Source organism: Celeribacter baekdonensis B30 (assembly GCF_000299875.1).
In the GTDB taxonomy this organism is placed as follows: domain Bacteria; phylum Pseudomonadota; class Alphaproteobacteria; order Rhodobacterales; family Rhodobacteraceae; genus Celeribacter; species Celeribacter baekdonensis_A.
Window position 1 is genome coordinate 264,106 of record NZ_AMRK01000004.1, and the last position, 23,099, is coordinate 287,204.

At 58.0% G+C, this 23,099-nt stretch carries 26 protein-coding genes and 1 tRNA gene; 21 read left to right on the forward strand and 6 right to left on the reverse strand.

The window, feature by feature from the left end; translation table 11 throughout:
* Window positions 1-8 precede the first annotated feature (8 nt).
* Window positions 9-578, forward strand: a complete 570-nt coding sequence (locus B30_RS09380) for a hypothetical protein (protein WP_009571811.1) — start codon at window positions 9-11, stop codon at window positions 576-578.
* A 28-nt stretch (window positions 579-606) separates the two neighbouring features.
* Window positions 607-1,935 (forward strand): surface lipoprotein assembly modifier, encoded by a 1,329-nt coding sequence (locus B30_RS09385; RefSeq protein ID WP_009571812.1) that lies wholly within the window; start codon window positions 607-609, stop codon window positions 1,933-1,935.
* A 25-nt stretch (window positions 1,936-1,960) separates the two neighbouring features.
* Here B30_RS09385 and B30_RS09390 read toward each other — a convergent pair whose 3' ends face one another.
* Window positions 1,961-3,550: an alpha/beta fold hydrolase gene (locus tag B30_RS09390; protein ID WP_009571813.1), complete on the reverse strand. Its 1,590-nt coding sequence runs from the start codon at window positions 3,548-3,550 to the stop codon at window positions 1,961-1,963.
* Window positions 3,551-3,856: 306 nt separating this feature from the next.
* Here B30_RS09390 and B30_RS21355 point away from each other — a divergent pair, with 306 nt between their 5' ends.
* The 3 genes from B30_RS21355 (at window position 3,857) to B30_RS09405 (ending at window position 6,558) form a co-directional block, all read left to right on the forward strand.
* Complete coding sequence (locus B30_RS21355; protein WP_157789804.1) at window positions 3,857-4,423, forward strand: response regulator transcription factor; 567 nt, start codon at window positions 3,857-3,859, stop codon at window positions 4,421-4,423.
* 818 nt (window positions 4,424-5,241) lie between these two features.
* On the forward strand, window positions 5,242-5,475 hold the full coding sequence (locus B30_RS09400) for a hypothetical protein (RefSeq protein ID WP_009571815.1): 234 nt from the start codon (window positions 5,242-5,244) through the stop codon (window positions 5,473-5,475).
* Between the two features lie 72 nt (window positions 5,476-5,547).
* Window positions 5,548-6,558: a Hint domain-containing protein gene (locus tag B30_RS09405; RefSeq protein ID WP_152003378.1), complete on the forward strand. Its 1,011-nt coding sequence runs from the start codon at window positions 5,548-5,550 to the stop codon at window positions 6,556-6,558.
* Window positions 6,559-6,741: 183 nt separating this feature from the next.
* Here the strand turns inward: B30_RS09405 and B30_RS22155 are convergent, their stop codons facing one another.
* Together B30_RS22155 and B30_RS09410 are read right to left on the reverse strand one after the other, a co-directional pair.
* Entirely contained in the window at window positions 6,742-6,879 is a 138-nt protein-coding gene (locus B30_RS22155; protein ID WP_157789805.1) for a hypothetical protein, read from the reverse strand.
* A gap of 216 nt (window positions 6,880-7,095) precedes the next feature.
* Window positions 7,096-7,185, reverse strand: a tRNA-Ser gene (locus tag B30_RS09410).
* Window positions 7,186-7,428: 243 nt separating this feature from the next.
* On the opposite strand from B30_RS09410, the gene B30_RS09415 reads away from it, so the two are divergent.
* From B30_RS09415 to B30_RS09450, 8 genes are all read left to right on the forward strand, one after another.
* Complete coding sequence (locus tag B30_RS09415) at window positions 7,429-8,322, forward strand: DUF2059 domain-containing protein (RefSeq protein ID WP_009571817.1); 894 nt, start codon at window positions 7,429-7,431, stop codon at window positions 8,320-8,322.
* A 275-nt stretch (window positions 8,323-8,597) separates the two neighbouring features.
* On the forward strand, window positions 8,598-9,182 hold the full coding sequence (locus B30_RS09420) for a 50S ribosomal protein L21 (RefSeq protein WP_009571818.1): 585 nt from the start codon (window positions 8,598-8,600) through the stop codon (window positions 9,180-9,182).
* Between the two features lie 22 nt (window positions 9,183-9,204).
* Window positions 9,205-9,474, forward strand: coding sequence for a 50S ribosomal protein L27 (gene rpmA, locus B30_RS09425; protein ID WP_009571819.1), 270 nt, complete (start codon window positions 9,205-9,207; stop codon window positions 9,472-9,474).
* A gap of 266 nt (window positions 9,475-9,740) precedes the next feature.
* A complete protein-coding gene (locus B30_RS09430; RefSeq protein WP_414632329.1) occupies window positions 9,741-10,292 on the forward strand; it encodes a GNAT family N-acetyltransferase in 552 nt (183 codons plus the stop codon).
* 37 nt (window positions 10,293-10,329) lie between these two features.
* Window positions 10,330-10,881 carry a GNAT family N-acetyltransferase gene (locus B30_RS09435; RefSeq protein WP_009571821.1) on the forward strand — a complete coding sequence of 184 codons (552 nt, stop codon included), beginning with the start codon at window positions 10,330-10,332 and terminating at the stop codon, window positions 10,879-10,881.
* Window positions 10,882-10,948: 67 nt separating this feature from the next.
* Window positions 10,949-11,998: a GTPase ObgE gene (gene obgE / locus B30_RS09440; protein ID WP_009571822.1), complete on the forward strand. Its 1,050-nt coding sequence runs from the start codon at window positions 10,949-10,951 to the stop codon at window positions 11,996-11,998.
* Window positions 11,986-13,086, forward strand: coding sequence for a glutamate 5-kinase (proB, locus tag B30_RS09445; RefSeq protein ID WP_009571823.1), 1,101 nt, complete (start codon window positions 11,986-11,988; stop codon window positions 13,084-13,086). Before obgE ends, proB begins: the two co-directional genes overlap by 13 nt.
* On the forward strand, window positions 13,083-14,348 hold the full coding sequence (locus B30_RS09450; protein ID WP_040402104.1) for a glutamate-5-semialdehyde dehydrogenase: 1,266 nt from the start codon (window positions 13,083-13,085) through the stop codon (window positions 14,346-14,348). Before proB ends, B30_RS09450 begins: the two co-directional genes overlap by 4 nt.
* 166 nt (window positions 14,349-14,514) lie before the next feature.
* On the opposite strand, the gene B30_RS09455 is transcribed toward B30_RS09450, so the two are convergent.
* Complete coding sequence (locus B30_RS09455; protein WP_009571825.1) at window positions 14,515-15,114, reverse strand: histidine phosphotransferase family protein; 600 nt, start codon at window positions 15,112-15,114, stop codon at window positions 14,515-14,517.
* A 43-nt stretch (window positions 15,115-15,157) separates the two neighbouring features.
* Between B30_RS09455 and B30_RS09460 the strand changes: the two genes are divergently transcribed.
* The 3 genes from B30_RS09460 to B30_RS09470 all read left to right on the forward strand — a co-directional run bounded on the left by B30_RS09460 (window position 15,158) and on the right by B30_RS09470 (window position 17,134).
* The gene (locus tag B30_RS09460; RefSeq protein WP_009571826.1) at window positions 15,158-15,337 is read left to right on the forward strand and encodes a DUF3553 domain-containing protein; all 180 of its coding nucleotides are present in this window, start codon (window positions 15,158-15,160) and stop codon (window positions 15,335-15,337) included.
* Window positions 15,338-15,512: 175 nt separating this feature from the next.
* A complete protein-coding gene (locus B30_RS09465; protein WP_009571827.1) occupies window positions 15,513-16,292 on the forward strand; it encodes a GNAT family N-acetyltransferase in 780 nt (259 codons plus the stop codon).
* Between the two features lie 68 nt (window positions 16,293-16,360).
* Window positions 16,361-17,134, forward strand: coding sequence for a lysophospholipid acyltransferase family protein (locus tag B30_RS09470; RefSeq protein WP_009571828.1), 774 nt, complete (start codon window positions 16,361-16,363; stop codon window positions 17,132-17,134).
* On the opposite strand, the gene B30_RS09475 is transcribed toward B30_RS09470, so the two are convergent.
* The gene (locus tag B30_RS09475; protein ID WP_009571829.1) at window positions 17,123-17,764 is read right to left on the reverse strand and encodes a thiamine phosphate synthase; all 642 of its coding nucleotides are present in this window, start codon (window positions 17,762-17,764) and stop codon (window positions 17,123-17,125) included. The two genes, B30_RS09470 and B30_RS09475, sit on opposite strands and share 12 nt — an antisense overlap.
* A gap of 117 nt (window positions 17,765-17,881) precedes the next feature.
* Between B30_RS09475 and B30_RS09480 the strand changes: the two genes are divergently transcribed.
* A complete protein-coding gene (locus tag B30_RS09480) occupies window positions 17,882-18,658 on the forward strand; it encodes an RNA methyltransferase (protein WP_009571830.1) in 777 nt (258 codons plus the stop codon).
* Between the two features lie 74 nt (window positions 18,659-18,732).
* On the opposite strand, the gene B30_RS09485 is transcribed toward B30_RS09480, so the two are convergent.
* Window positions 18,733-19,125 carry an SH3 domain-containing protein gene (locus B30_RS09485; RefSeq protein WP_009571831.1) on the reverse strand — a complete coding sequence of 131 codons (393 nt, stop codon included), beginning with the start codon at window positions 19,123-19,125 and terminating at the stop codon, window positions 18,733-18,735.
* Window positions 19,126-19,315: 190 nt separating this feature from the next.
* On the opposite strand from B30_RS09485, the gene ctaA reads away from it, so the two are divergent.
* From ctaA to B30_RS09505, 4 genes are all read left to right on the forward strand, one after another.
* Window positions 19,316-20,461 (forward strand): heme A synthase, encoded by a 1,146-nt coding sequence (ctaA, locus tag B30_RS09490; protein WP_009571832.1) that lies wholly within the window; start codon window positions 19,316-19,318, stop codon window positions 20,459-20,461.
* A 2-nt stretch (window positions 20,462-20,463) separates the two neighbouring features.
* A complete protein-coding gene (locus B30_RS09495) occupies window positions 20,464-21,945 on the forward strand; it encodes a carboxypeptidase M32 (RefSeq protein ID WP_009571833.1) in 1,482 nt (493 codons plus the stop codon).
* Window positions 21,945-22,370, forward strand: a complete 426-nt coding sequence (locus B30_RS09500) for a PaaI family thioesterase (RefSeq protein ID WP_009571834.1) — start codon at window positions 21,945-21,947, stop codon at window positions 22,368-22,370. The genes B30_RS09495 and B30_RS09500 overlap by 1 nt, the downstream gene beginning before the upstream one ends.
* A 149-nt stretch (window positions 22,371-22,519) precedes the next feature.
* On the forward strand, window positions 22,520-23,086 hold the full coding sequence (locus B30_RS09505) for a hypothetical protein (protein WP_009571835.1): 567 nt from the start codon (window positions 22,520-22,522) through the stop codon (window positions 23,084-23,086).
* The last annotated feature ends 13 nt before the right edge of the window (window positions 23,087-23,099 follow it).

Sequence of the window (23,099 nt, forward strand, 5' to 3'; positions counted from 1 at the left end):
CAAATCACATGAAACTCTTCACACTGGCGGCCCTTTCGGCGGCCTCTCTTTCCTTGGCCGCATGTGGCGGCTCCTCCGTCGATGGCGATATGTCGGACACCGACTTGCCGACAAAATATGACAGCCTCGAAGGCCTTGTTGCCAGTGCAGAAGCGGGGGATCTCGATCCGGCATCCGGGGCGATGATGACGGGCACCGCGACAATGTCGGGGGCATTGGGCGTTGGCGATCTTGGGGATGATGGAAATCTTGAAGCCCTTGGCGATCTGGCCCTGACCGCCGATTTCACCGGCGGGACAGTCACAGGAACGGCAGATAATTTCGCACTCTACGATCAAGATACGCAGGCCGTAGAGGCAGAGTTGAGCGGGTCACTGACGATCAACGGCTCGATCACGGGCACTGGCATGACGGCAGATGCCGATGGGACGTTGAATGATGGCGAAGATCACCTGGTCGATCTCGTCATGGACGGCACTTTCTATGACTACGAGGGCGACCTTGCGGTCTATGGCGACGTGACCGGGACGATTGATGGCGACTACGAAGAAGGTGGCTATGGTGCCATTGCCGACTGATTTCCCGTAACGAGTGATCGTTTCAAACGTGCTGCGGGGGATCTCGCAGCACGTCCTGAATTTCCAAGTCCTGAATTTCAATGACATCGGTGTGAGCATGGGGCGGTCTTTATTCTTTTCGCGGCTGATCCGGCTGTGTGTGTTGGGTTTGATCTTGTTGGGATCGGGCGCAGCTGCACAGGCAGACGAGGCGCGCACGGGGTCTGACGCGGCCTATGCCAAGCTTATGCACCTGGGACAGATGGCCTTGGCCAAAGATGCGCCGAAAAAAGCCGCGCTCGCGTTTGCCAAGGCGCGCAGATTTGCCCCCACGGACCTGCGCGCGCAGTTGTCGCTCGCCGAAGCCTATGCTCGGCAAGGGCAAGTGGGCCGATCCGAGGCGTTTCTCAAGCATTTGCTGCGAGACCCGGCGCAGGGCGACCATGTTGACGCCTATCTCAAAGCCCTGTCCAAGCTGCAACACCGCTACCCTTTCGTCGCCTCGGCCAGTGTCGCGCTGTTGCCGAGCACCAACATTGCAAATTCCTCGTCGGAGACGGTGTTTGATACGCTGTTGGGCCGGTTTGAGATCGACGGGGGTGGCGAGGAAACCACTGGCGTCGGGGTCGAGTTTGGCGCGCGCGGCACTTATCGGACGCCCCTAAGCGAGGGCCTGTCTTTGGAGATCGGCGCCGGGCTGAACCGGATTTGGTATGAGGCCCCTGAGTTGCGCTATTGGCGGGGGCGGGTGACGGCGGATGTCGTGGGGGTCGATCCGTCGGCGGAGTGGCGCGGTGGGATTCATGCGGATCGGATCTATTATGACGCCCTCACAGGCCAGAGCTCGGATCGGATCGCTTTGGGGGCACACGGGACCTGGTCGCAAACTGTGAATGACACCACGCGTTTCACCCTGTCGGCCTTGGCGGAATATCGCGACTATTTGGACAAGGACAGCCTGTCTGGCCCCTATGCCTCCCTTGGCGCGGGATGGTCAAAAGCGCTTGGCCCAGATGCGCCGCAGGGGGCAACCCTGTCCTGGGGCGGATCGGTGGAGCGTTCAAAACCCAGCCTTGACTATCACCGCTATTGGGGCGCGTCGGCGCGCGTCGGCTATGCGCAAAACCTCACCGATACGCTGCGCGGCGGGGTGACGATGAGTGCCACGCTGAAACTCTATGATGCCGATTTCGCGGCGGTGGATTACGCCCGCCACGATGAGATTTACCGCTTTGGCGTCTCTCTTTCGGACAGTCGGATCAAACTGCTGGGCAGCACGCCGAAACTGTCCTGCGGCTATAAGGTGCAGTCCTCAAATATTGCACTTTACACCAGCTCCACGACGGATTGCCGCCTTGGATGGTCCTATCGGTTTTAACCCACCTGTGGCGGCCGCGCGGCGCTCAGACGCGGCCCGGCGACGAGGACGGGGCAGGGCGCGCCAGTGTGGCGATATGGTCCACGAATTCTTTAAAATGCTGAGTGAAAATGAGATGCCCCGCATTCTCAACCGCATGAAATGCGGCGTCAGGCAGCGCTTGCGCAACAGACCGGATGTCGTCAATCGGGCTGATCGGGTCCTCAAGGCCATGTACAAATGTCACGCCACATTGCAATGCGCGCAAATCCTTTGGCCAATTGCGTTGCAGGTTGGTCAATTCATCGACAGAGGCCAAGGTCGCGTGATTGGCAATCAGACGCAGCCAGTCGCACAGATGCGGGTGGCGAAACAAATCCTCAAGACAGGCCAGATCGGCGGGAGATTTGCGGTACATATGCGCCAGCGCCTTTTGCGCAAACATCGGCACCCGGCTGATCGCGTTATAGACCCGCGTCAGTCCCGCAATCACCCGCGCATCGCGGCGCAGACGGTTGGAGATTTCGACGAAAAGCGTGGGCGCGTGGTCTGGTTCAGGCATCGGATGGGCGGCGGCGGGTTGCGGCGTGGCGGCCAAAATGACATGCGACACCAGATCGGGATTGTGCCGGGCAAAATGCGCCAGCCACGGCACTCCGGCGCTTTCGCCAAGACAGATCAGCGGCTCATCGGTCAGGTAGTCCATCGTATCAGCCAGCGCTCGGGTCAGTTTTCTGAGGCGGGTTTCGGCATCCAAAAGGCCGTCAAAGCCCATGAAATGCCGTGGTACAATCATCAGGCGCAAACCAAGCTTGTTCAGGCAGGAACTCATCTCCGGGTGAAAAGCGATGGGTGCCAACATCGAGTGGAAATACAACACCGGACGGCCCCGGCGCGCGCCAAATTCCCACACCGGCACCTCAAGCCCTTCGCCGATTGTGACCATATTGACGATCACGTCTTTGCCGAATTGGCGTTTGACCAAAGCGGTCTCAAAATTGCGCTGCTGGGTGGGGAGAATCTCGTCCAGAATACGCGCGGTGAGATCGACCGACAGGGCGCGGAGCAGGGCGGTTTGGGTTTTGACCCCGAGCTTGTCCTGAATGACCTGCACCTGTTTGCGTTTGGTGTCATAAGACGCGCCCAAAAGCGTTGCCGCGTTTTTCAAATCCAGCCCGGTCATCAAATGCGCCAGCAACAGATATTCGGATTTGGTCAGCCGTAGATCGGGCGCGTCATCCGCCAGCGCCGCAATCCGCTCCGCGTCAATGCGCACCGCGACAAAGGCCAGATGATCCGGGGCGTCGCTCCACCGATCAATGCGATCATAGAGGAAATAGAGGTGGTCATCGGCCACCACAAACGCACATCCCGTTGACGCCTCTTGTGGCATCCGCATCCGGGCGGGAAAGGCGTCTTTGGGAGCGGCGCCAAACGTGTCGATTTGGCACATTCCTTGTTGGTCGTAGAGATTGGCCGGGAAGCTGCACCGGGCAAAATTGCGGAAAAAGAACCGTTCGCTGCCGGGCTTGTCCTGCGTCTGAAGCAAGATCGCATCCTCAGAGGGCAAGGCCACCTTGCGCTCTGTGTGCAGCGCCGCCTCCAAGGTTTCAATGAATTGCGATACGTGGCTCATCGTCTACGATATCTCTCCAAGGTTCAGTGTTGGTGCCGTCCTGTGTCTTCGAGAGTGAGGGTGTTGTGCACAAACACACAGCCTCTAAAACCAGCCAACCATATGAGGTTGCGTAGCATTTCTGACCTCAAATTTCAAACCTACCGGGCCTCACAAACGGTAAAAGTCGTTTTTTTTGCACATGGCGCGTCTTTTTTGATCATGCCCCCCCAAAGGGGGGCGATTGCGCCAATCCCTGCCGCGTATCTTTGGCTAAAGATCTGACACCTCCGTCAGACCATGCACCTACAGGGACCGGCGGCGCAGATGTCACAGGACAGGCACAGCTCTTACATCACGCGGATGATCCCCGGTGCAGAGACAACGGCGCTTGCCTGTCTGGATGTCACTCCCAGCGCGCGGATCGTGAGCCGCGATCACGCCGCTGCGCGATTTCTCAAGGCAAACCCGCGCTTTGTGAGGGGGCAGAGGCAGGAATATTTCACTGCCCAACCCGCCAAGCGATTTTCAAATGCCTTGAGAGCGGCCTGTAAAGAGATGCCGCCGAGGGCGTCGATTTTGCGGGTAGAGGGACAGGCACCGGTGCAAATCAACATTCTGCCGTTCCAACCCGAGCTCATCCGCATCGTTTTGTTTTTGCCACAGGCGGTGGGCGAGGCCACGCCTGTGGCCTTGCCAAAACTCACATCGCGGGAAACGTCGGTGTTGCGACTGGCCGCCTCTGGCCAGCGGCGGGATCGGATTGCGTACGAGCTGAATATTTCTTTGCCGACCGTTGATATGCACTGTCGCAACCTGCGGCAAAAACTGTCGGCCTTGACCACATCAGAAGCGGTGGCAATTGCCGCAAAGATGAATTTGCTCGATGTGTGACGTGGCGGGGTGTTGTGGTGGGGGTGTTGAAGTCAATTGGACGGCGTTGACATAACGACAGAATAAAGCGTTTGGCATCAAATCTCCACGTCTAACACGAAATGTTTTAACGTAGGCCTGCACCAGAACGGCCCGCGCCAGCGTCACGCGCCCTGACCGTGCTGCGGGCCAGAGTATCAGCCCATGATGGCGTTCGGGATGAGCGTGTCGGTGAGGAACTAGAGGTTTTCCCTAAGGGGCTCTCGGGTGATTGTGCCGCCAAGGCAGGTACAAAGTTTCTCTTCGGGCGGAGGGGGCCGGTAAAGGCGTCTGAGGCATGAGGCCAAGCTTACGACCTGCCATATGCGCGACGATGTCCGCGCGGCTCATGCCATCCGGCAAGGTGAGCCAGATGTTAAAGGCATAGGGCTGCTTGTATAGCTCAACCCGTCGAGCGCGTCGGCAACGATTTCCTGTCGGACGCCGATCCTTTTGTGGATGAAGCGGCGCACGTGGTCGGCGGTGCCATCCTCGATCGGCTGTATGGCCGACACAGCTTGCAACATCAAAAACAGGCATCACAATCAATCACACAAACGAGCCAAGGCCTCAAATTCTCCAACCGTCCTGAAGCCCCATATTTTGACGACGGACAATATATACATAATATACAAATATATGTGTGGGTTTGGGAGCTATTGCTCGAACGCCAAGGGACACCTGCTGGACCGGTCGAGGATAGACACGAGCGGCATGAGATTTACTTGGATACAGTCATGGAACAGCGGCCGAACCGCCCTAAACCCGGGCCCATTTCAAGTTCACAAGGAGAAACGTCTATGAAACTTGTTCCATTGGCACTCTTTGTCATTGGAGTTCTGCTCAATTACTGGGTGCAAAAAAACGATGCCGGCCAATTTCTGATGATTTCAACTGGCATTGCTGCCGTCTTGGGGTTGGGATGGTCGTTTGTGCAGTATGTTTTGACACCCATTAATAGAACAAGGAACCGAATATTCGGGAACAGTTCGATAAAGCTTTATAGTGATCTATACAAAGGGGACGATGAATAGATGGCAAGTAGTCAAGTATATGGGAAGGTCGCCGGTTTTGGAGTCGGAGTTGGATACGATGATAAATCTGGCGTGACTCTGACATTCTTCACAGGCGCGTCGATGGGGGCTGCAGGATCTGCTTCATCGACCATTAGCTTCGATCTTTTTGATGTAAACGATGAATTTGTTATTGATACTTCTGGTGCTACATACATCGGCGGTGGGACCCCCATTGGTCTGCCTCTTCAGGTGACGGGGCAGAGAAACATGCAAACCGGCGACATGATGGTGACTGTGGGTGGAGGAGACAGTGACGTCCTAGAAGTAGGGTTTTCTTACGAAGCTGCCAGTAGCGAATTTGAAACAGATTTTTCCGTAACGAGATATGACCGCTCGTTTGAGGGCGATGGCGTTATCATCGTTTCTGAAATTTCGGGGAATGAATCTGGGTACACGGTGGTGATCAGTTATGCGACGGACCTCGAAGGAAATCGCTTAACACCAATTGAAGGTAAGCCCTTTCTGGAGGCGGCGAGCTATCCATTGGATCCGGGATACAATTCGTACTATGTATTCAAAACCGATGACGCCACATCGACGCTAATTACTGACCGTTGCTTCCTCCCCGGCACCCTGATCACCATGGCGGACGGCAGCAAAAAGCCCATCGAAGATATCCTCCCCGGCGACATGGTGCTGTCCTTCGACGAGCAGGGCGAATTGGTCCCGGGCAAGGTGACCCGCACCAAGCTCATCGACGCCACCATGATCCTCGACTTCCACGGCTCCAAGGTCACGCCGGGCCACGTCTATTGGTGTACCGATGGCGCGTTCGCCGGGCAATTCGGCACGCTGATCGACATTCTGCGCAGCGACGTTGCAGACCTGTGTATCGCTGACCTGATCCGTGCAGGCGGTGGGACGGTGAACGAGGCAGGATTGATCGTCACGGAAGACACGCCCGAAGGTATCCCCCTGCATTGGCCGTTTTCGCAGAGCCTGCCGAAGCCGGAAGACGACATCCTCGCCTGCTCGCGCCTCACCCTGCCGGAGATATTCACTGCCGCTGAATGGGAAGACCAGCGGCCAGTGATGTATTGACGGGGTGTGCGTTAGGATCAACGCAAAGGCAGAAAACGCTGCGATAGATGGAAGATTTCAGGCTGGTCGATATCCGAAACCGGCATTCGAACGATCTTGGGAAAAGCATAGTCTGCAGGCGTTCGATATGGACCTGCCGAGCGACTCTTCGAAACAAGGCACGTCCGCGAGCCACGTTGAGTATCACGACATCCACGCCTCCGAGGCCAAAATCGGTACGTAGCGGGTTGCCCTGCCGATTTCGCTGTCCTTTGACCTTTGCGCGGACAATCCAGCGGTGCGCGCAGGATGGATCAACCACCAGATAGGGCCCGTGGCCATCGCAGTGTCGTCCTGGTCCAAGCGTTCGGACCAGATTCTTCGTCAGCTTTCCAGAAGTACAGGCCATTTAGAATACAACATTTCGTACCATCAATTGAACAGAACTGAGCGAAATCGAAACGAAGCCAATAAGATCAACGAACGCAGATGAGCGCATAAGTTCAGTGACTTATACGCTACTAAGCGGTTCTATATGGATCAATAGAAATGGTAAAGTGGCGGAGAGACAGGGATTCGAACCCTGGGTCCCCGTAAAGGGACAACGGTTTTCGAGACCGCCCCGTTCGACCACTCCGGCACCTCTCCGCGGGGGTCTGGTGGCGGGTGATTTAGCGGGGCTGTGCGGGCGGCGCAAGCCCTTTCGTGACATTCTTTTTGGCAAAGCTGCGCCAAATTCCGCCTTTGTGGTCAAAAACGCTTTGGTGACTTGGCAAAAACCTTTGTCTCTGCTTACCATTCGGTAACTGAATTGGCCGTATAGCCATGGGGCAAGGCGGGTATGTCCGCGGCTGCGAGGCGTGGCCATAGACCGTTTTGGAAAGGGTTTTGATGATCGAACATGCACACAGCTTTCGTAGGGCTTGGCTGACACGAGCGATGTCTTTTGTCGCGGTCACGGTGATGGCGGTCACAATGGCGCTGTCTGTACCTTACGCGGCCAAGGCGGGGACTGGCGCGGTGCAGGGCGAGGATCTTGATGCGCTGTTGCAGGCCCTGTTGTTTCGCGATGTCTCGGAAGTCTTGTCCGACGAAGGCCGCGCGATGGCCGATGATTTTGTTGAGGCGGGCTATGGTGTGCCAAAACCCGCGTGGCAAAACATGCTTGATCGGCTCTATGATCCGGAGGCGATGGCACATGCATTTCGGTCTGAAATGGGTAAGGCGCTTGAGGATGCGGATGTTGCACCAATGGTGGCGTTTTTCACCACCGATTTGGGGCAACGCATCGCCCGGCTTGAACTCGACACGCGCAAAGCGATGACGGGGGAGGCGGCGCAGGCGGCCGCGGGCGAGGCTTGGGCGGCGCTCGACCCCGACTCCCGGCGTGCCAAGTTGATCGAAGACTATGTGCAGGCCAATGACTTGGTCGAAATGAACGTGGTGGGCGCGATGAACAGCGACATCGCCTATTACCGCGGGCTTTGGACGGTTGCGGGTTCCGACGCGATGAGCGAAGGCGACCTGATGCGCGAGATTTGGTCCACGGAACCCGAAGTGCGCGCCGATGTGTCCGAATGGGTCTACGGGTTTTCGACGCTGGCCTATGATACATTGAGCGACGAAGAATTCGCGCGCTATGTGGAGTTTTCGCGCAGTGAGGCCGGGCGGCAGTTGAATTTTGCCCTGTTCGCCGCCTTTGATGCGGTCTATGCGGACCTGTCGCGTGGGCTTGGGGCAGGGACCTCGATGCTGATGCAAATGTATGATGGGGAACAACTCTAAGGTTCGGCGTGGGATGTCCCCGTTTTGGCGGCGAGTCCCATAATCCGGCCTTGACTTTTCACCCACGATTCCCGATACACGCGCCACCCGGCGGACCCAAAGGTGCGACCGGGTGATGTCTTTTGGGCCTCACGTCTTTTTTAAACGGTGTGAAACAGGTCCAAATTGGCAAAATGACAATCTCGACCCCAACAAGGGGCGCGCTGTTTGACGGCATGAACATCGGGGATTTGCTCCGGGGCCACAAAACGCGGGTATATCGAAAGGATAACTGCATGTTTGCGGTTCTGAAGACTGGTGGCAAGCAATACAAAGTGCAAAGCGGTGACGTTTTGCGCGTTGAGAAACTTGCGGCCGCAGCTGGTGAAAAAATCCAGTTCAACGAGATTTTGATGGTTGGTTCCACCATCGGCGCGCCCCTCGTGGCCGGCGCCGGCGTGCAAGCCGAAGTCATCGACCAAATCAAGGGTGAGAAACTCATCCACTACGTCAAGCGTCGTCGTAAGCACTCGTCGCAGCGTAAAAAAGGCCACCGTCAGCAACTGACCCTGCTGCGCATCACCGACATTTTGGAAGCGGGTGCGGATGCAACCGGCGTCAAAGCTGCGATCGGCGCGGGTTCCGCTCCGAAAACCGCTGTCGAAGCTGCTGCTCCGAAGAAAGCCGCGAAAGCTGCTGCACCTGCCGCTGGCGCTGACGATCTGACCACCATCACCGGTGTTGGCCCCGCTGCTGCCAAGAAATTGGTCGAAGCAGGCATCACCACTTTCGCTCAGTTGGCTTCCGTTGACGTCGAAACTTTCGACGCCGTGAAAGTCAAACCCGAGTGGGTTGAACAAGCCAAAGAACTGGCGAAGTAAGCGTAGTTAAGGAGAGAACACCATGGCACATAAAAAAGCAGGCGGTTCGTCCCGTAACGGTCGCGACTCAGCTGGCCGCCGTCTCGGCGTCAAACTTTACGGTGGCCAAGAGGCCATTTCGGGCAACATCATCGTGCGTCAGCGCGGCACCAAATTCTGGCCGGGCGAAGGCGTGGGTCTTGGCAAAGATCACACCATTTTTGCGACCACCGATGGCAAAGTGACCTTTCACAAGGGCCTGAAAAAACGCACTTTTGTATCGGTTCTTCCAGTGGCGGAGGCCGCTGAATAAGCCGTCCGATACGGGTTTGAAAAAATCAAGGGGATCGGCGCAGCCGGTCCCCTTTTGCATGATGCCGCGCGATTTGGCGGGATCAGCGGCACGGAACGTGATGCCGGGACAGTTTGGCTAAGGCTACGTTAACATTGCTGTCGTATGTGCTGTGTATCTTGTCGCTTCCCCGAGATGGGGTTTTCGAAGGAACCTTTTCGGGGAGGAAAAGGTGCTTATATCGGATTAATAAGAATCCAACTCTTTCAGGAGGAAGAGAGATGAATATGGAGATCGTGAAAAACGCGGTTGAGACGAACACACAGGCAGTGATTGAAACGGAACGGTTTGTCCTGCGCCCACCGCGCCGCTCGGATGCGGGGCTGTTGTCGATGTATGCGGGCGATGTGCGCGTGGCGCGCAATTCGCGTTCTTTGCCGCATCCCCTGCCTCCCGGCGCGACCGAGGCTTTCGTGGCCCGCGCACTCAAACCCGGCACTGAGGAAAAAGTTTGGGTGCTCGATGGCTCCAACCATGAGCTGTCCGAGGTTTTGGGGGTGATTTCCCTGAAACCGCTCGATCGCGATCAATGCGAAGTGGCCTTTTGGGTCGCGCCCTCGTTTTGGGGCACCGGATTGGCCCGCATGGCGTTGGGCGCCATGGTGGCGGCCAATCCGTTGGGCTCTAAAACCATGTTTGCCGAGATTTTTCAGGACAACCCAGCCTCGGCTCGGGTCGTGACCGCCGCGGGCTTTGAATATATCGGCGATGCGGAAACCTTCTCGGTTGCGCGCAACACCTTGGTCCCGACCTGGACCTATCTGCGCAAACTCGACTGACCCCAAATCGGGGTCGCCCACACCAGGACAGACCCCGATGACCACAGACTCCCAAAGCTTCTCTCTTGAAACAGACCGTTTGATCCTGCGGCCGCTGAGCCAAGCGGACGCGGCGCCTTTGACGCGGTTATTGAATGATTTTGAGGTGTCGAAATGGCTCAGCCGGATCAGATACCCCTATGGTGTCATCGAGATGCAGTGGTTCATTGCCCGGCTCAATAGCCCCTATCGCTTTGGGATTGTTCATAAAGACAGCGGTCATATCATGGGGGTGATCGGTATCGCCGAACATCTCGGCTATTGGCTTGGCCAGCCTTATTGGGGGCATGGCTATATGTCGGAGGCGGCGCAGGCGGTGGTGGATCATTGGTTTGCCCATGATGGTCTGAGCCTTGCCTCCTACCACTTTGTTGAGAATGCCAAATCGCGGGCCATTTTGAAAGGGCTGGGGTTTGAGGATACCGAGCCTCTGCAACAGTATAGTATGGCGCGCAGTCAAACCGTTGCGGCGCAAGCGATGAGTTTGACGCGAGAGGTGTGGACGTCGCGCAAATCCTCTGACACCGCCCCCCATAACAACGCACATTGAGTTTGGCGGCGAGCCGCGATACATCTGCCCAAAGCCCTAGGATCATGGGGCACAGAAGGACAAAGACATGAAATTTCTCGATCTGGCCAAAGTTTACATTCGATCGGGCTCCGGCGGGAACGGCTGCGTGTCGTTTCGGCGTGAAAAGTTTATCGAATACGGCGGCCCGAACGGCGGCGACGGTGGGCGCGGCGGCTCTGTGATCATCGAGACGGTGGACGGGCTCAACACGCTGATTGATTTCCGCTATCAACAGCACTTTTTTGCTCAAAACGGCCAAGGTGGTATGGGCAACAATCGCACCGGCAAGGATGGCGAGGACATCGTGTTGCGCGTACCGGCGGGTACTGAAATTCTGGACGAAGACGAAGAGACGGTGATCGCCGATCTGACCGAGGTCGGGCAGCGGTTTGTTTTGGCCAAGGGCGGCAATGGCGGCTGGGGCAACCTGCGGTTCAAAAGCTCGACCAACCAAGCGCCGCGCTCGGCCAATCCGGGTCAGCCGGGGATTGATCGCACGATTTGGCTGCGACTGAAACTGATCGCCGATGCCGGGCTTTTGGGTCTGCCCAACGCCGGGAAATCGACGTTTTTGAGTGTGACCTCGAATGCGCGGCCTAAAATCGCGGACTATCCGTTTACCACGCTGCACCCGAACCTCGGGGTGGTGGGCATTGATGGCGCCGAATTTGTCGTCGCTGATATTCCTGGCTTGATCGAAGGCGCGTCTGAGGGCCGGGGCCTGGGCGATTTGTTCTTGGGCCACGTCGAACGCTGCGCTGTGTTGTTGCATCTGGTTGATGGCACTGCCGAGGATGTGGTCAAGGATTATCAGACCATCATCACCGAGATCGAAAACTATTCCGATGTGTTGGGCGACAAGCCGCGGATCACCGTCCTCAACAAGGTCGATAGCCTGATGGACGAGGAGATCGAGGAAAAACTGGCGGCGCTGCAAGAGGCGTCCGGTGGGCGGGTTTACACCATGTCCGGTGCGACCAAGGCTGGGGTTGAGACCGTGTTGCGCGCGCTCAAGGCCGAGATTTCGATGGACCGTCTGCGGACCAAACAGGCCGAGGCATCGGACGAAGAGGAAGACCAGAATTGGCAACCCTAAGCGGCGCAAAACGTGTTGTGATCAAAATCGGCTCGGCGCTCTTGGTCGAGCGCGGGGAATTGCGCGCGGACTGGCTCAAGGGCCTGGCCGAAGACGTGGCGATGCTCAAAGCGCGCGGTGCGGCGGTGATTTTGGTCTCGTCGGGCTCCATTGCGCTGGGGCGGGGGATTTTGCACCTGCCCGCGGGCGAATTGCCGCTTGAGCACTCACAAGCAGCGGCCTCTGTCGGGCAAATCCGTCTGGCGCGGGCCTATCAAGAGGTGTTGGAGCCGCTCGGCATTACCACATCGCAGATTCTATTGACGCTGGAAGACAGCGCCGATCGTCGCCGGTATCTTAATTCGCGCGCCACTTTGGACGCGCTGTTGGGCCTTGGCGCGGTGCCGATCGTCAATGAAAACGACACGGTGGCCACCGATGAAATCCGTTATGGCGACAACGACCGTCTGGCGGCGCAAATTGCGGTCACGGTCGGCGCGGATCGCTTGGTGTTGCTCTCCGATATTGACGGGCTTTACACCGCAAACCCAAATATCGACGCCTCCGCTCGCCATATCGCCACTGTCGAACACATCACGCCAGAAATTGAATCCATGGCTGGTGATCCGGTGTCTGGTCTGTCCAAGGGCGGGATGAAAACCAAAATCATGGCTGCCAAAACCGCCATTGCCGGTGGCTGCACCATGGCAATCACCGAAGGGTTTAAAGACCGGCCGATTCAGGCACTTGAGGCGGGGGCGCGGGCCACATGGTTTATCGCGCATGAAGATCCGGAACGTGCCCGCAAACGCTGGATCGGCGCGATGAAGCCGAAAGGTGAAATCATCATTGATGCGGGGGCGGCACGAGCGCTCGCGCATGGAAATTCCCTGTTGCCCGTCGGCGTCTCGGAGGTTGTTGGCCATTTTGGCCGCGGCGAACCAGTGGTGGTCCTTGGACCCAATGGCGCGCGCATTGGGTTGGGCCTGTCCCGCTATACCTCAGAGGAATCCGAGGCGATCAAAGGCGCGCATTCCGAAGACATACAGGCGATCCTCGGCTATTCCGGTCGGGCCGCTTTGATCCACAGAGATGATTTGGTGCTATGACAGAGTTAGACGTAAAGACGATGATGCAGGATTTGGGCGCGCGCGCGAAAGCCGCGAGTGCCAAGCTGGCCGTGGCCACATCCGCGCAAAAACAGGCCGCATTGAACGCGGCCGCCGATGCCATTTGGGCGCGACGGGCGGAGATCATTGCGGCGAATGAAAAAGACATGGCCTTTGGCCGCGAAAAGGGTCTGACCGACGCGATGATGGACCGGCTGATGCTGGACGAGACGCGTATTCAGGGCATGGTGGAGGGCTTGAGCGCGGTTGCGGGTCAAAAAGATCCGGTTGGCGATGTGATGGCCGAATGGGACCAGCCCACCGGCCTGCATATCAAACGGGTGCGCACGCCTTTGGGCGTCATTGGCGTGATCTATGAGAGCCGCCCGAATGTGACCGCGGATGCCGGGGCTTTGTGCCTTAAGGCGGGCAATGCGGTGATCCTGCGCGGTGGTTCGGAGAGTTTCCACAGCTCCGGCGCGATCCACGCCTGTTTGGTCGATGGGCTCAAGGCCGCGGGCCTGCCCGAAGATGCGATCCAGCGTGTGCCGACGCGGGACCGGGCAGCGGTCAGCGAGATGTTGACCATGACCGATTATATCGACGTGATCGTGCCGCGTGGTGGCAAGGGCTTGGTTGGGCTGGTGCAACGCGAGGCGCGGGTGCCGGTGTTTGCCCATCTTGAAGGCATCGTGCATATCTTTATCGACGCCTCCGCTGATCCGGTCAAAGCGATGAATGTGGTGATCAACGCCAAAACCCGGCGCACCGGGATTTGCGGCTCGGTGGAATGCCTGTTGATTGACCGTCAAGTGGCCGACAGCTTGGGCGCGGATGTGATTGCGGCACTGATCGGCAAAGGCGTTGAGGTGCGTGGAGACGCGGCGGTTCAGGCGATGAACAGCGCGGTGATCCCGGCGACCGAAGACGATTGGGGCCACGAATATCTCGACAGCATTGTCGCCGCCAAAGTGGTGGACGGGATCGACGGCGCGATTGATCACATTCACCAGTATTCGTCGAACCACACCGATTGCATCCTGTCCGAGACGCCTGAACATGTGGCGCGGTTCTTTGCCGAGATCGACAGTGCGATCCTGATGCACAACAGCTCGACCCAATTTGCCGATGGCGGCGAATTTGGCATGGGCGCCGAGATTGGCATCGCCACGGGCAAAATGCATGCGCGTGGGCCGGTGGGGGCCGAGCAATTGACCTCGTTCAAATATCTGGTGACCTCTGAAGGGTCTGTGCGGGCGTAACCGCGCGGATATTTGAGTGTTTTATCACGGTAAAAACGCGCGGAGGGGAGCCTTTCGCGCGTTTTTCGTTGAGGAGCCGGGAAGACAAAAGGAAGGCGCGGGTCAGAGGGGGCCCGCGCCTTCAAGGTGCCACCCCGAGGATCACATGGGGCGGCTGGGAGTGTGGTTAGGCGTTTAGGGTGATCACCCCATCGCCGGAAGAATGGGTGATGCGGCGACCAAGAGCGGCGGCCTGCATCGGGGCCAAAAGGAATTGCACATCGGAGGGTTTTAGCCCCTCGGCCTTGGACAGCGCGCCCAGGCGGGCCCAAAGGTCGGGTGCGGGTTCAAGCCGATCTGCGCGGGCGCGCACGCTCCATTGTCCACCGGAGCAGGACAGGCGGATTTCGCCGCCACGGGGCAGGGCGGTTTCCAGGCACATCATCATCAGACAGGCGAGTTTGACCTCCTCGCGCGGCATGTCCTCAGACGCGTCCCAATGATAGGTGAGGCGTGTGGTTGAAATGCCTTTGAGAATGGTGACCATTTCGGCGCGCGAGGACATTTGGCCGGCGGAGGCCACGCCAAAGGCCACGCGAAAGAATTTCACCCGAGCATTTGCATTTTCCACACTTTCAGAGATAAGGCTGAGTTCAGGGCCTGCACCGACGCCCGACATGTTCAAAAGTTCCACGCCATTTGAGATCGCGCCCACCGGGCTGATCATATCGTGACAAATGCGGGAACCGATCATGGCGGCAATGTCGCGGGCGAGGTCTTGGGTCATGTTTTATCCTTTAGGGGCAGTCTGTGCGAGGAGCGCGTCAGCAATGGAAGATCTCAATGCGATGTTGGAACCGGGTCAAATGGTGCGCCACCCGGTGCAAACGGACTGGGGCATCGGTCAGGTGCAATCGAACATCGGTGGCAAGGTCACCGTCATGTTTCAACATGCGGGTAAGGTTGTGATCGACAGCCGACATGTGGCGCTTTTCCCTGTCTACGGGTGATAAGATGCGATTTGCCCGTCTTTATTTGACGGCTTGTTCCCGCTATGGTCGCTGAGACTTGAGGTTTAATCAACCTTAGAGAGAGTGATTTTTCGCCTGTTTCGCTCGTCTGTTGCATTGAAACCAACAAAACCCTAAAACCCGTCCACCGATGAGAGCAGGATCACCCCCCCGTATGAGCGCCCAAAAGCCGCGATTTCAATTGAGATTTGCCCGAAATGAGGCGGATCTACGCGCAGCGCAACGCCTGCGCTATCGCGTATTTGTCGAAGAGCTTGGTTCAAACGGGCCGATGGTGGACCATGTGGCCATGCTTGAGGCCGACCGGTTTGATCCCGATTATGACCACTTGATGTTGATCGACGTGACCCGTTCTGACGATCCGTTGGAGCAATGCGTGGCGGTGTATCGGCTTTTGTCCGGGGAAAAGGCGGCGCTTTTGGGTCGGTTTTACTCCGAAGACGAATATGATCTGTCCCCGTTGAAAGTCACGGGAAAGCGGCTTTTGGAACTGGGGCGCTCCTGCGTGGCCAAGGAGTATCGCGGCGGCACGGCGCTGTTTCACATGTGGGCCGGCTTGGCGAAATATGTGATCGAAGAAGGGTTTGATGTGCTGTTTGGCACGGCCTCTTTCTTTGATGCCGATGTGGCGCGCCATGCCGAATCTCTGTCTCTGTTGCATCACCGCCATCTGGCCCCGTCTGAGTTGCGCGCGCGCACGGTGGACGCCCATTTTCAGACGATGGATTTGGTGCCCGAAGATCAGATCGACCGCAAACGCGCGATGTTGGCGATCCCGCCGCTGATCAAAGCCTATCTGCGCATGGGCGGCAAAGTCGGCGAGGGCGCCTATGTCGATCTGGCCTTTGACACGGTGGATGTGTTGTTGATCCTGGATGTCGCCGAAATTTCACCACGCCAACGCGAGATGTACACCAAGGGCCTCAGCGGGTGAGTGCGCCACTTTGGGATAGCCGCATTCCGCCGTCCAAGCCTGCGACCGTTCAGGGCGGAACGTGGCGGATGGTGCGCCGTGGCGCGCCGGTGATTGGCCTGATCACGATCTGTATGGTCCTGATGCTGGCCACACGCGGCGTGGAGCGCCTGATCAAGGGCAAACGCCGCCCGTGGTCCTCGCAATTCCCCCGTTTCGTGTCACGCACGGCGCTGCGCCTGATGGGCCTCTCTTTGACGGTGCGCGGCACGCCGATGCGCCACCATGGCGCTGTGGTTGCCAATCATTCCACTTGGCTTGATATTTTCGTGCTCAACGCGGTGCAGCGGATTTTCTTTGTCTCCAAGGCAGAAGTGGCCAATTGGCCCGGCATCGGCACCATGGCCAAGGCCACGGGCACGGTGTTTATCAACCGCGACCGCACAGAGGCGGCGCTGCAAAAACAGATCTTCGAAGAGCGGCTGCATATGGGGCATAAGCTTCTGTTTTTCCCCGAGGGCACGTCGAGCGACAGCCTGCGGGTCTTGCCGTTCAAGCCGACGCTGTTTGCGGCGTTTTTTACGCCTGAACTGCGTGATGAGGTTTGGATTCAGCCCGTCACCGCCCGCTATATTGCGCCCGAGGGCCAAGATGTGCGGTTTTATGGCTGGTGGGGCGATATGGAATTTGGCCCCTCACTGGTGCAGGTGCTCAAAGCCTCGCCACAAGGCCGGGTCGAGGTCATGTTCCACGCGCCGATTGCGGTCAAAGACGTGAAAGACCGCAAAGAGATGGCGCGCCTGTGCGAAGAGGCGGTGCGTTCGGGGCTACCGCCTGTTCCTGAGGCCTATTTAGGCGCTTAGGCCGTCGTCCATCGCCGCGATGAAGGCCCCCAAGCTCTTGATCGGGTCTTCGGTGTTCCAAATCTCTTCGCCAATGGCAAAGAAATCGGTGATTTTGGCAAACTCCTTGACGATCTCAACCGTCAATGCGCCTTCGGCCACCACCGGCACTTCGACCACTTCGGACCACCACTGAAACGTGTCTTTTTCGGCCTGTGTCCCGTCGCCCAGATCGGTGTCACCAACCGGACCAAAGGCGATGTAATCCGCGCCGCTTTCGCCCGCGTTCAAACCGTCATGGCGCGAGGCACCACAGAAGGCCCCGACAATGGCTTCATCGCCCAACAGCTTGCGGACCTTGCGCACGGAACGCGATCCGTCGGTCAAATGCACGCCGTCCAACCCGTGACGTTCGGCCAAGGCGACATGCGCCTCAATCACGATCGCCACATCGCGGGCATGACAGACTTCGCGACAGGCATCCGCAGCCCGGCCCAACACATCCTCGTCCTTGGACGCCAAAGCCAAACGCACACAGGCCACCGCATGGGTATCCAACACCGCGGCCAAACGCGCCGGGAAGGTGTCGAGATCAAAGGCGGGCGGGGTCAACAGGTAGATTTGCGGGCGCTCTTGGACGGGGTCGGACATATTGGTCTCCGAAAATGGGTTTCGCCTCCTATAGCGCAAGCTTTGCGCGGGCGGAAGTCTTGCGAGCGGGGGCAAATGCGCTTATCACGCGCCAAATCCAAGATTTAGAGGTCCTCCATGTCAGATGCACCCATGTCAGATGCGCCGCAAGCCGCACAAAGCGGGCCGACCCCCGCCTTTGTCCTTGTGCGTCCGCAGATGGGCGAAAACATTGGGGCGGCGGCGCGGGCGATGTGGAATTTCGGGTTGGACCGGATGCGCATCGTCGCTCCGCGCGATGGCTGGCCTAACCCCAATGCCGTCGCCATGGCCTCGGGCGCGGGGCGGCTTTTGGATGAGGCGGAGCTGTTTGGCACGGTGCGTGAGGCGCTGGCCGATTGCGATTATGTCTTTGCCACCACGGCGCGGATGCGCGGCATCACCAAACCGGTGATGACCCCCGAACGCGCCATGGAACACGCCCGCGCCATCACCGCATCCGGCGGTAAGGTTGGCGTGATGTTTGGGCCGGAGCGCGCGGGTTTGGAAAATGAGGACGTGGTGGAGGCCAATGCCATCATCACCGTGCCGGTGAACCCGGATTTTCCCTCGATCAACCTCGCACAGGCGGTGTTGCTCAACGCCTATGAATGGGGCCGCCAAACCACCGAGGTCGCCCCCGAAGTGGTCGATTTGGCCAAAACGGTCTGGGCGGGCCATCTTGAGGTTGAAAAACTCGGGGATCACTATGAGGAGATTCTTGAGACCTCCGGGTTCTTTTTTCCCGAAGACAAAGCCCACAGCATGAAACTCAACCTGCGCAACCTGTGGTCGCGGATGCCGATGACGCGTGCCGATGTGCAGATGTTGCACGGGGTGATGCGGCAAATGAAACGGTGGAAAGAGCGCGGGTAAACAGCAAAGAACGCCCAACGAAGAGGCCCCCAAATTGGGGGCCTTTGGTGTTCTTAGGTGCTCTTCGGGCGGGTTTAGCGCATGGCACCCGGACCCATGCCCGTTTGTGGGCCAGTTTGCATGCCAAGGTGCAACCCACATGTGCCGTCACACATCAAATACCGGCTCGAGACCCAAGCCTTTTGACCTTGCGGGGTTTGGACCTCGGCCCAGCCGCCTTGTTGATTGAGCAATTTGAGTTGAGTGCCAGACTTCAACGCCAGCAGTTTGTGATACTGCGTACCCGGTCCTGCGCGTCCGTTCAGGGTCACGCCTTTGCGGACATAAACCTGATCTTGGATTTGAACCTTCAATTGCTGCTGTTGTTGGATCGGGCGCGGCGCACTTTGAGCCACTGCGGCAAAGGGTGCGGCGACCATGGCGGCGATCAAAAGGGATGTTGAAAGAATATGGCGACCGTGTTTCATCGGAACCTCCTATCATGCCCGTCGGCCTGTCTCACCTCTTGGGCATCTGATCATTCTACGGTGCTCCTCGGTTTTTCCGTCGCGATTTCAGTAAAAAATCCAGAAACCCCGATGATTTTCCTCGCCAAGACCGCTTGCCCTTCGTGGCCCACGCTCCTAGGTTTCGTGCACGCAAAGATAAGGGAAAACCATGGCGCAAAAACGCAGCATTTTCGAAGAGGTGGCCTCTGATGACACACCAAAAGCCGCCCCGAAAACCGGGCTGATCGAAAAACGGGGCCGGGGCGCACGCAAAGGCATCCGAGCGTGGCTCATGGTGATTTTCGCGCTGGTGATGATGATGATCGCGGTCGGCGGGCTGACCCGGCTGACCGATTCCGGCCTCTCGATCACCGAATGGAAACCCGTGACCGGGGCTGTGCCGCCGATGGGGGATGCCGCCTGGACCGCCGAGTTTGAAAAATACCAACAAATCCCCGAATACCAGTTGCAAAACGAGGGCATGAGCCTGTCCGAGTTCAAGAGCATCTATTGGTGGGAATGGGGCCATCGTCAGCTTGGCCGGGTGATCGGCATGGTCTGGTTTCTGGGCTACGCGGGCTTTGCCTTGGCGCGCAAAGTGCCGACCGGATGGCACAAACGCCTGATTTTCATCGGCGCTTTGGGCGGGCTTCAGGGCGCGATTGGCTGGTGGATGGTCTCATCAGGGCTTGAGGGCACGCGGCTTGATGTCGCCTCTTATCGCCTCGCCACCCATCTGGGGCTGGCCTTTATCATCCTGGGCTTTATCGCGTGGTTTGTTTTCCTGTTGGGGCGCACCGAACCCGACTTGATGCAGGCCCGGCGCGCCACCGATAAAAAGCTTTTTGGCATGTCCACCGGCATGCTGCATTTCGCCTTTCTTCAGATCATTCTGGGCGCTTTGGTGGCCGGGATTGATGCGGGCCGAGGCTATACCGATTGGCCGCTGATGGGCGGGCAGGTCTTGCCACCGGACCCGTTTTACATCACGCCGATCTGGCGCAATTTCTTTGAAAACCCGGCTTTGGTGCAATTTGTCCACCGTGTCATGGGCTATCTATTGGTGATCTACGGCATCGTCTTGTGGTCCAAGGGCCGAAAATCCGCCAATCGCACCACGGCAGGGGCGTTTAACCTAATGGCAGCGGTGCTGTTTTTGCAATTGGTCTTGGGCATCGTGACCGTTCTCAACGGCGCACCTTTGCACCTTGGTATCGCGCATCAGATCGGTGCGGTGGCGCTGTTTGTCGCCATTTTGCGCGCCCGGTTCCTGAGCTTTTATCCCAAACCTCAATCGGTCCGGGAGGGCCTTTAATCATGTCCGCATTTGATGATCTGATGGGTTTTACCCGTGAAACCCGTGCGCTTGGCGCCATTATGGGCCGGTTGAATTGGGATCAGGAAACCATGATGCCCAAAGGAGCCGCCGAGCAGCGTGGTGAGGAGTTCGAAGCGCTAGAGAACGTGCTTCATACCCGCAAATCCGATCCCCGTTTGGGCGATTGGCTGTCCTCGATTGATCCAAGCTCTTTGGACGCGGTGTCTCAGGCGCAGTTGCGTCACATCCGCCGGTCTTATGAACGCGCGGTCAAAATTCCGGCGCGTTTGGCGGCGGAATTGGCCAAGGTCACGTCCATGGCCCAAGGGGTCTGGGCCGAGGCCCGCGCCCGCGATGATTTCGCCCATTTCGCCCCGATGTTTGAACAGGTCGTGGCGCTGCGCCGCGAAGAGGCGGCGGCGTTGCAGCAGGGCACGGATCATGATCTTTGGGACGCGTTGCACCAAGATTACGAACCCGGCTCGTCGGGGGCGGAATTGGACGCCATGTTCGGCGCGCTGCGGCCCCGATTGGTGGCGCTGCGCGATAAAATCATGGGGGCGGATCAGCCCAAGGGTCTCACCGGGACCTTTGATGAGGCCAAACAAATGGCGCTGACCACGGCGCTGGCGGCGAATTTTGGCTATGATTTCGCGCGCGGACGGATTGATAAGGCGGTGCATCCGTTCTCGTCGGGGTCGGGCCAGGATGTGCGCATCACCACCCGCACCAACCCCGAAGACCCGTTCAATTCGATCTACTCAACCATCCACGAGGTCGGCCACGCGTGCTATGAGCAAAACATCAATGGCGACTATCTTTTGACGCCTCTGGGCGAGGGCGTCTCTATGGGCGTGCACGAAAGCCAGTCGCGGATTTACGAGAACCAACTCGGCCGTTCGCGTGCCTTTACCGAATATCTTTTCGGCCAGATGCGCGACAGCTTTGGCGACATCGGCATCGACAGCGCCGAAGGGTTCTATGCCGCCGTCAACCGCGTCCTGCCGGGCTATATCCGCACGGAATCCGACGAGGTGCAATACAACCTGCATGTGCTGCTGCGCTTTGATTTGGAGCGTCAGATCATTGGCGGCGATTTGGAGATTGCCGATCTGCCCGCAGCATGGGATGCGCGATTTGAGGCGGATTTTGGCGTCAAAGTCGATAAAATATCAAATGGCTGTCTTCAGGATGTGCATTGGCCGGTGGGCCTGTTTGGCTATTTTCCGACCTATTCGCTGGGCAATGTCTACGCCGGCTGTCTGCACCAAGCCCTGCGCGCCGACGTGCCGGATTTGGACAGCGCCTTGGTCAAAGGCGACACCGCGCCCGCGACCGCGTGGTTGGCCGAGCATCTGCAACAGTTCGGCGGTCTGCGCGAGCCGCGCGACACCATCGTGCATGCCTGTGGCTTTGAGCCGACCGAAGCGCCGCTTTTGGAGTATCTTGAGGCAAAGTTTGCCGGGATTTACGGTTTCTGATGGCGAATGTGATGGACAAACCCGCGCTGGAGGCCTTTCTGGCGCGGGAGTTTACCGAAGTGGGCGATGTGTTGAGCGTCGAGACCGTTACAAACGACGCCGTGACCCTGCGCCTCACCCCCGACGCGCGCCATATCCGCCCCGGCGGCACGCTCTCAGGTCCCACGATGTTCCTCCTGGCCGATGTGGCGCTTTACTTTGCCATCCTCGCCAAAATCGGCCCGGTCGCCTTGGCCGTGACCACCAATGCCCACATTGATTTCATGCGCAAACCCGCCGCCGATCTGCCGCTTTTGGGCGAAGCGCGGTTGTTGAAACTCGGCAAAACCTTGGCCGTGGGACAGGTTGCAATTCGCAATCCCGGCTCGGACACGGTCTTGGCGCAGGCGTCACTGACCTATGCCATTCCGCCGAACAGGGCGTGAGGTGGAGTTGGGGGCGAGGGATTGGTTTCTGGAGGGCAGAATGTCCGGTTTGAGGCCAAAACGACGGATGCTGCAAGTTCAACAAATGTCCGCTATGTGTAGGCACCTGTCACCGTCCCCCCCTGTTATGTTCAAAAGGAAATTCAGGAATGCTTGATGCGCTTACGTTCAAAGCGGAAATTCTTGAGCCGATACTTACTGAGTTTAGGGAACAACCCCACTCGCTCCACAAAGGGTTTTGCGCCATTTGGTCGCTGGATTCCTACGCGTCACACTGCGCATTCCAATGTCGTGATATGCAAAAACTCACTCAATCCCAACGCGGCAAAATCGAAGAGAGATTTAAAGATCGGCTGCAAGATGACCTACATGATGATGCATGGAAATTTCGCCTCATCCGACAGGCGTCGAATGCAACCAAGCATGCAGTGAGAAGAAATAAGGACGAAGATGTTCCCAGCTCCAAAGGCGTCGCTTCAGAACCTATAGACGGTTGGTTGTGGTATTGGTCCGGGGCATCCCACTGGGGAAATCAAGTTGTAATTGATGTTTCATGGACCTTTGACCAAGAAAGCCAGTCTTGGTTTGACGGAAAGAGGCGAGAAGTGAAGCCTGGTCCATTTTTTAAATGGGTTCCTCTCCTCGACATAATCGATCCATGCGCAGAGCATATCGAACGTGGGCTGGAATCTGAGACGGTTGGTCGGGAAGGTTAGCAGCGGCAACCTT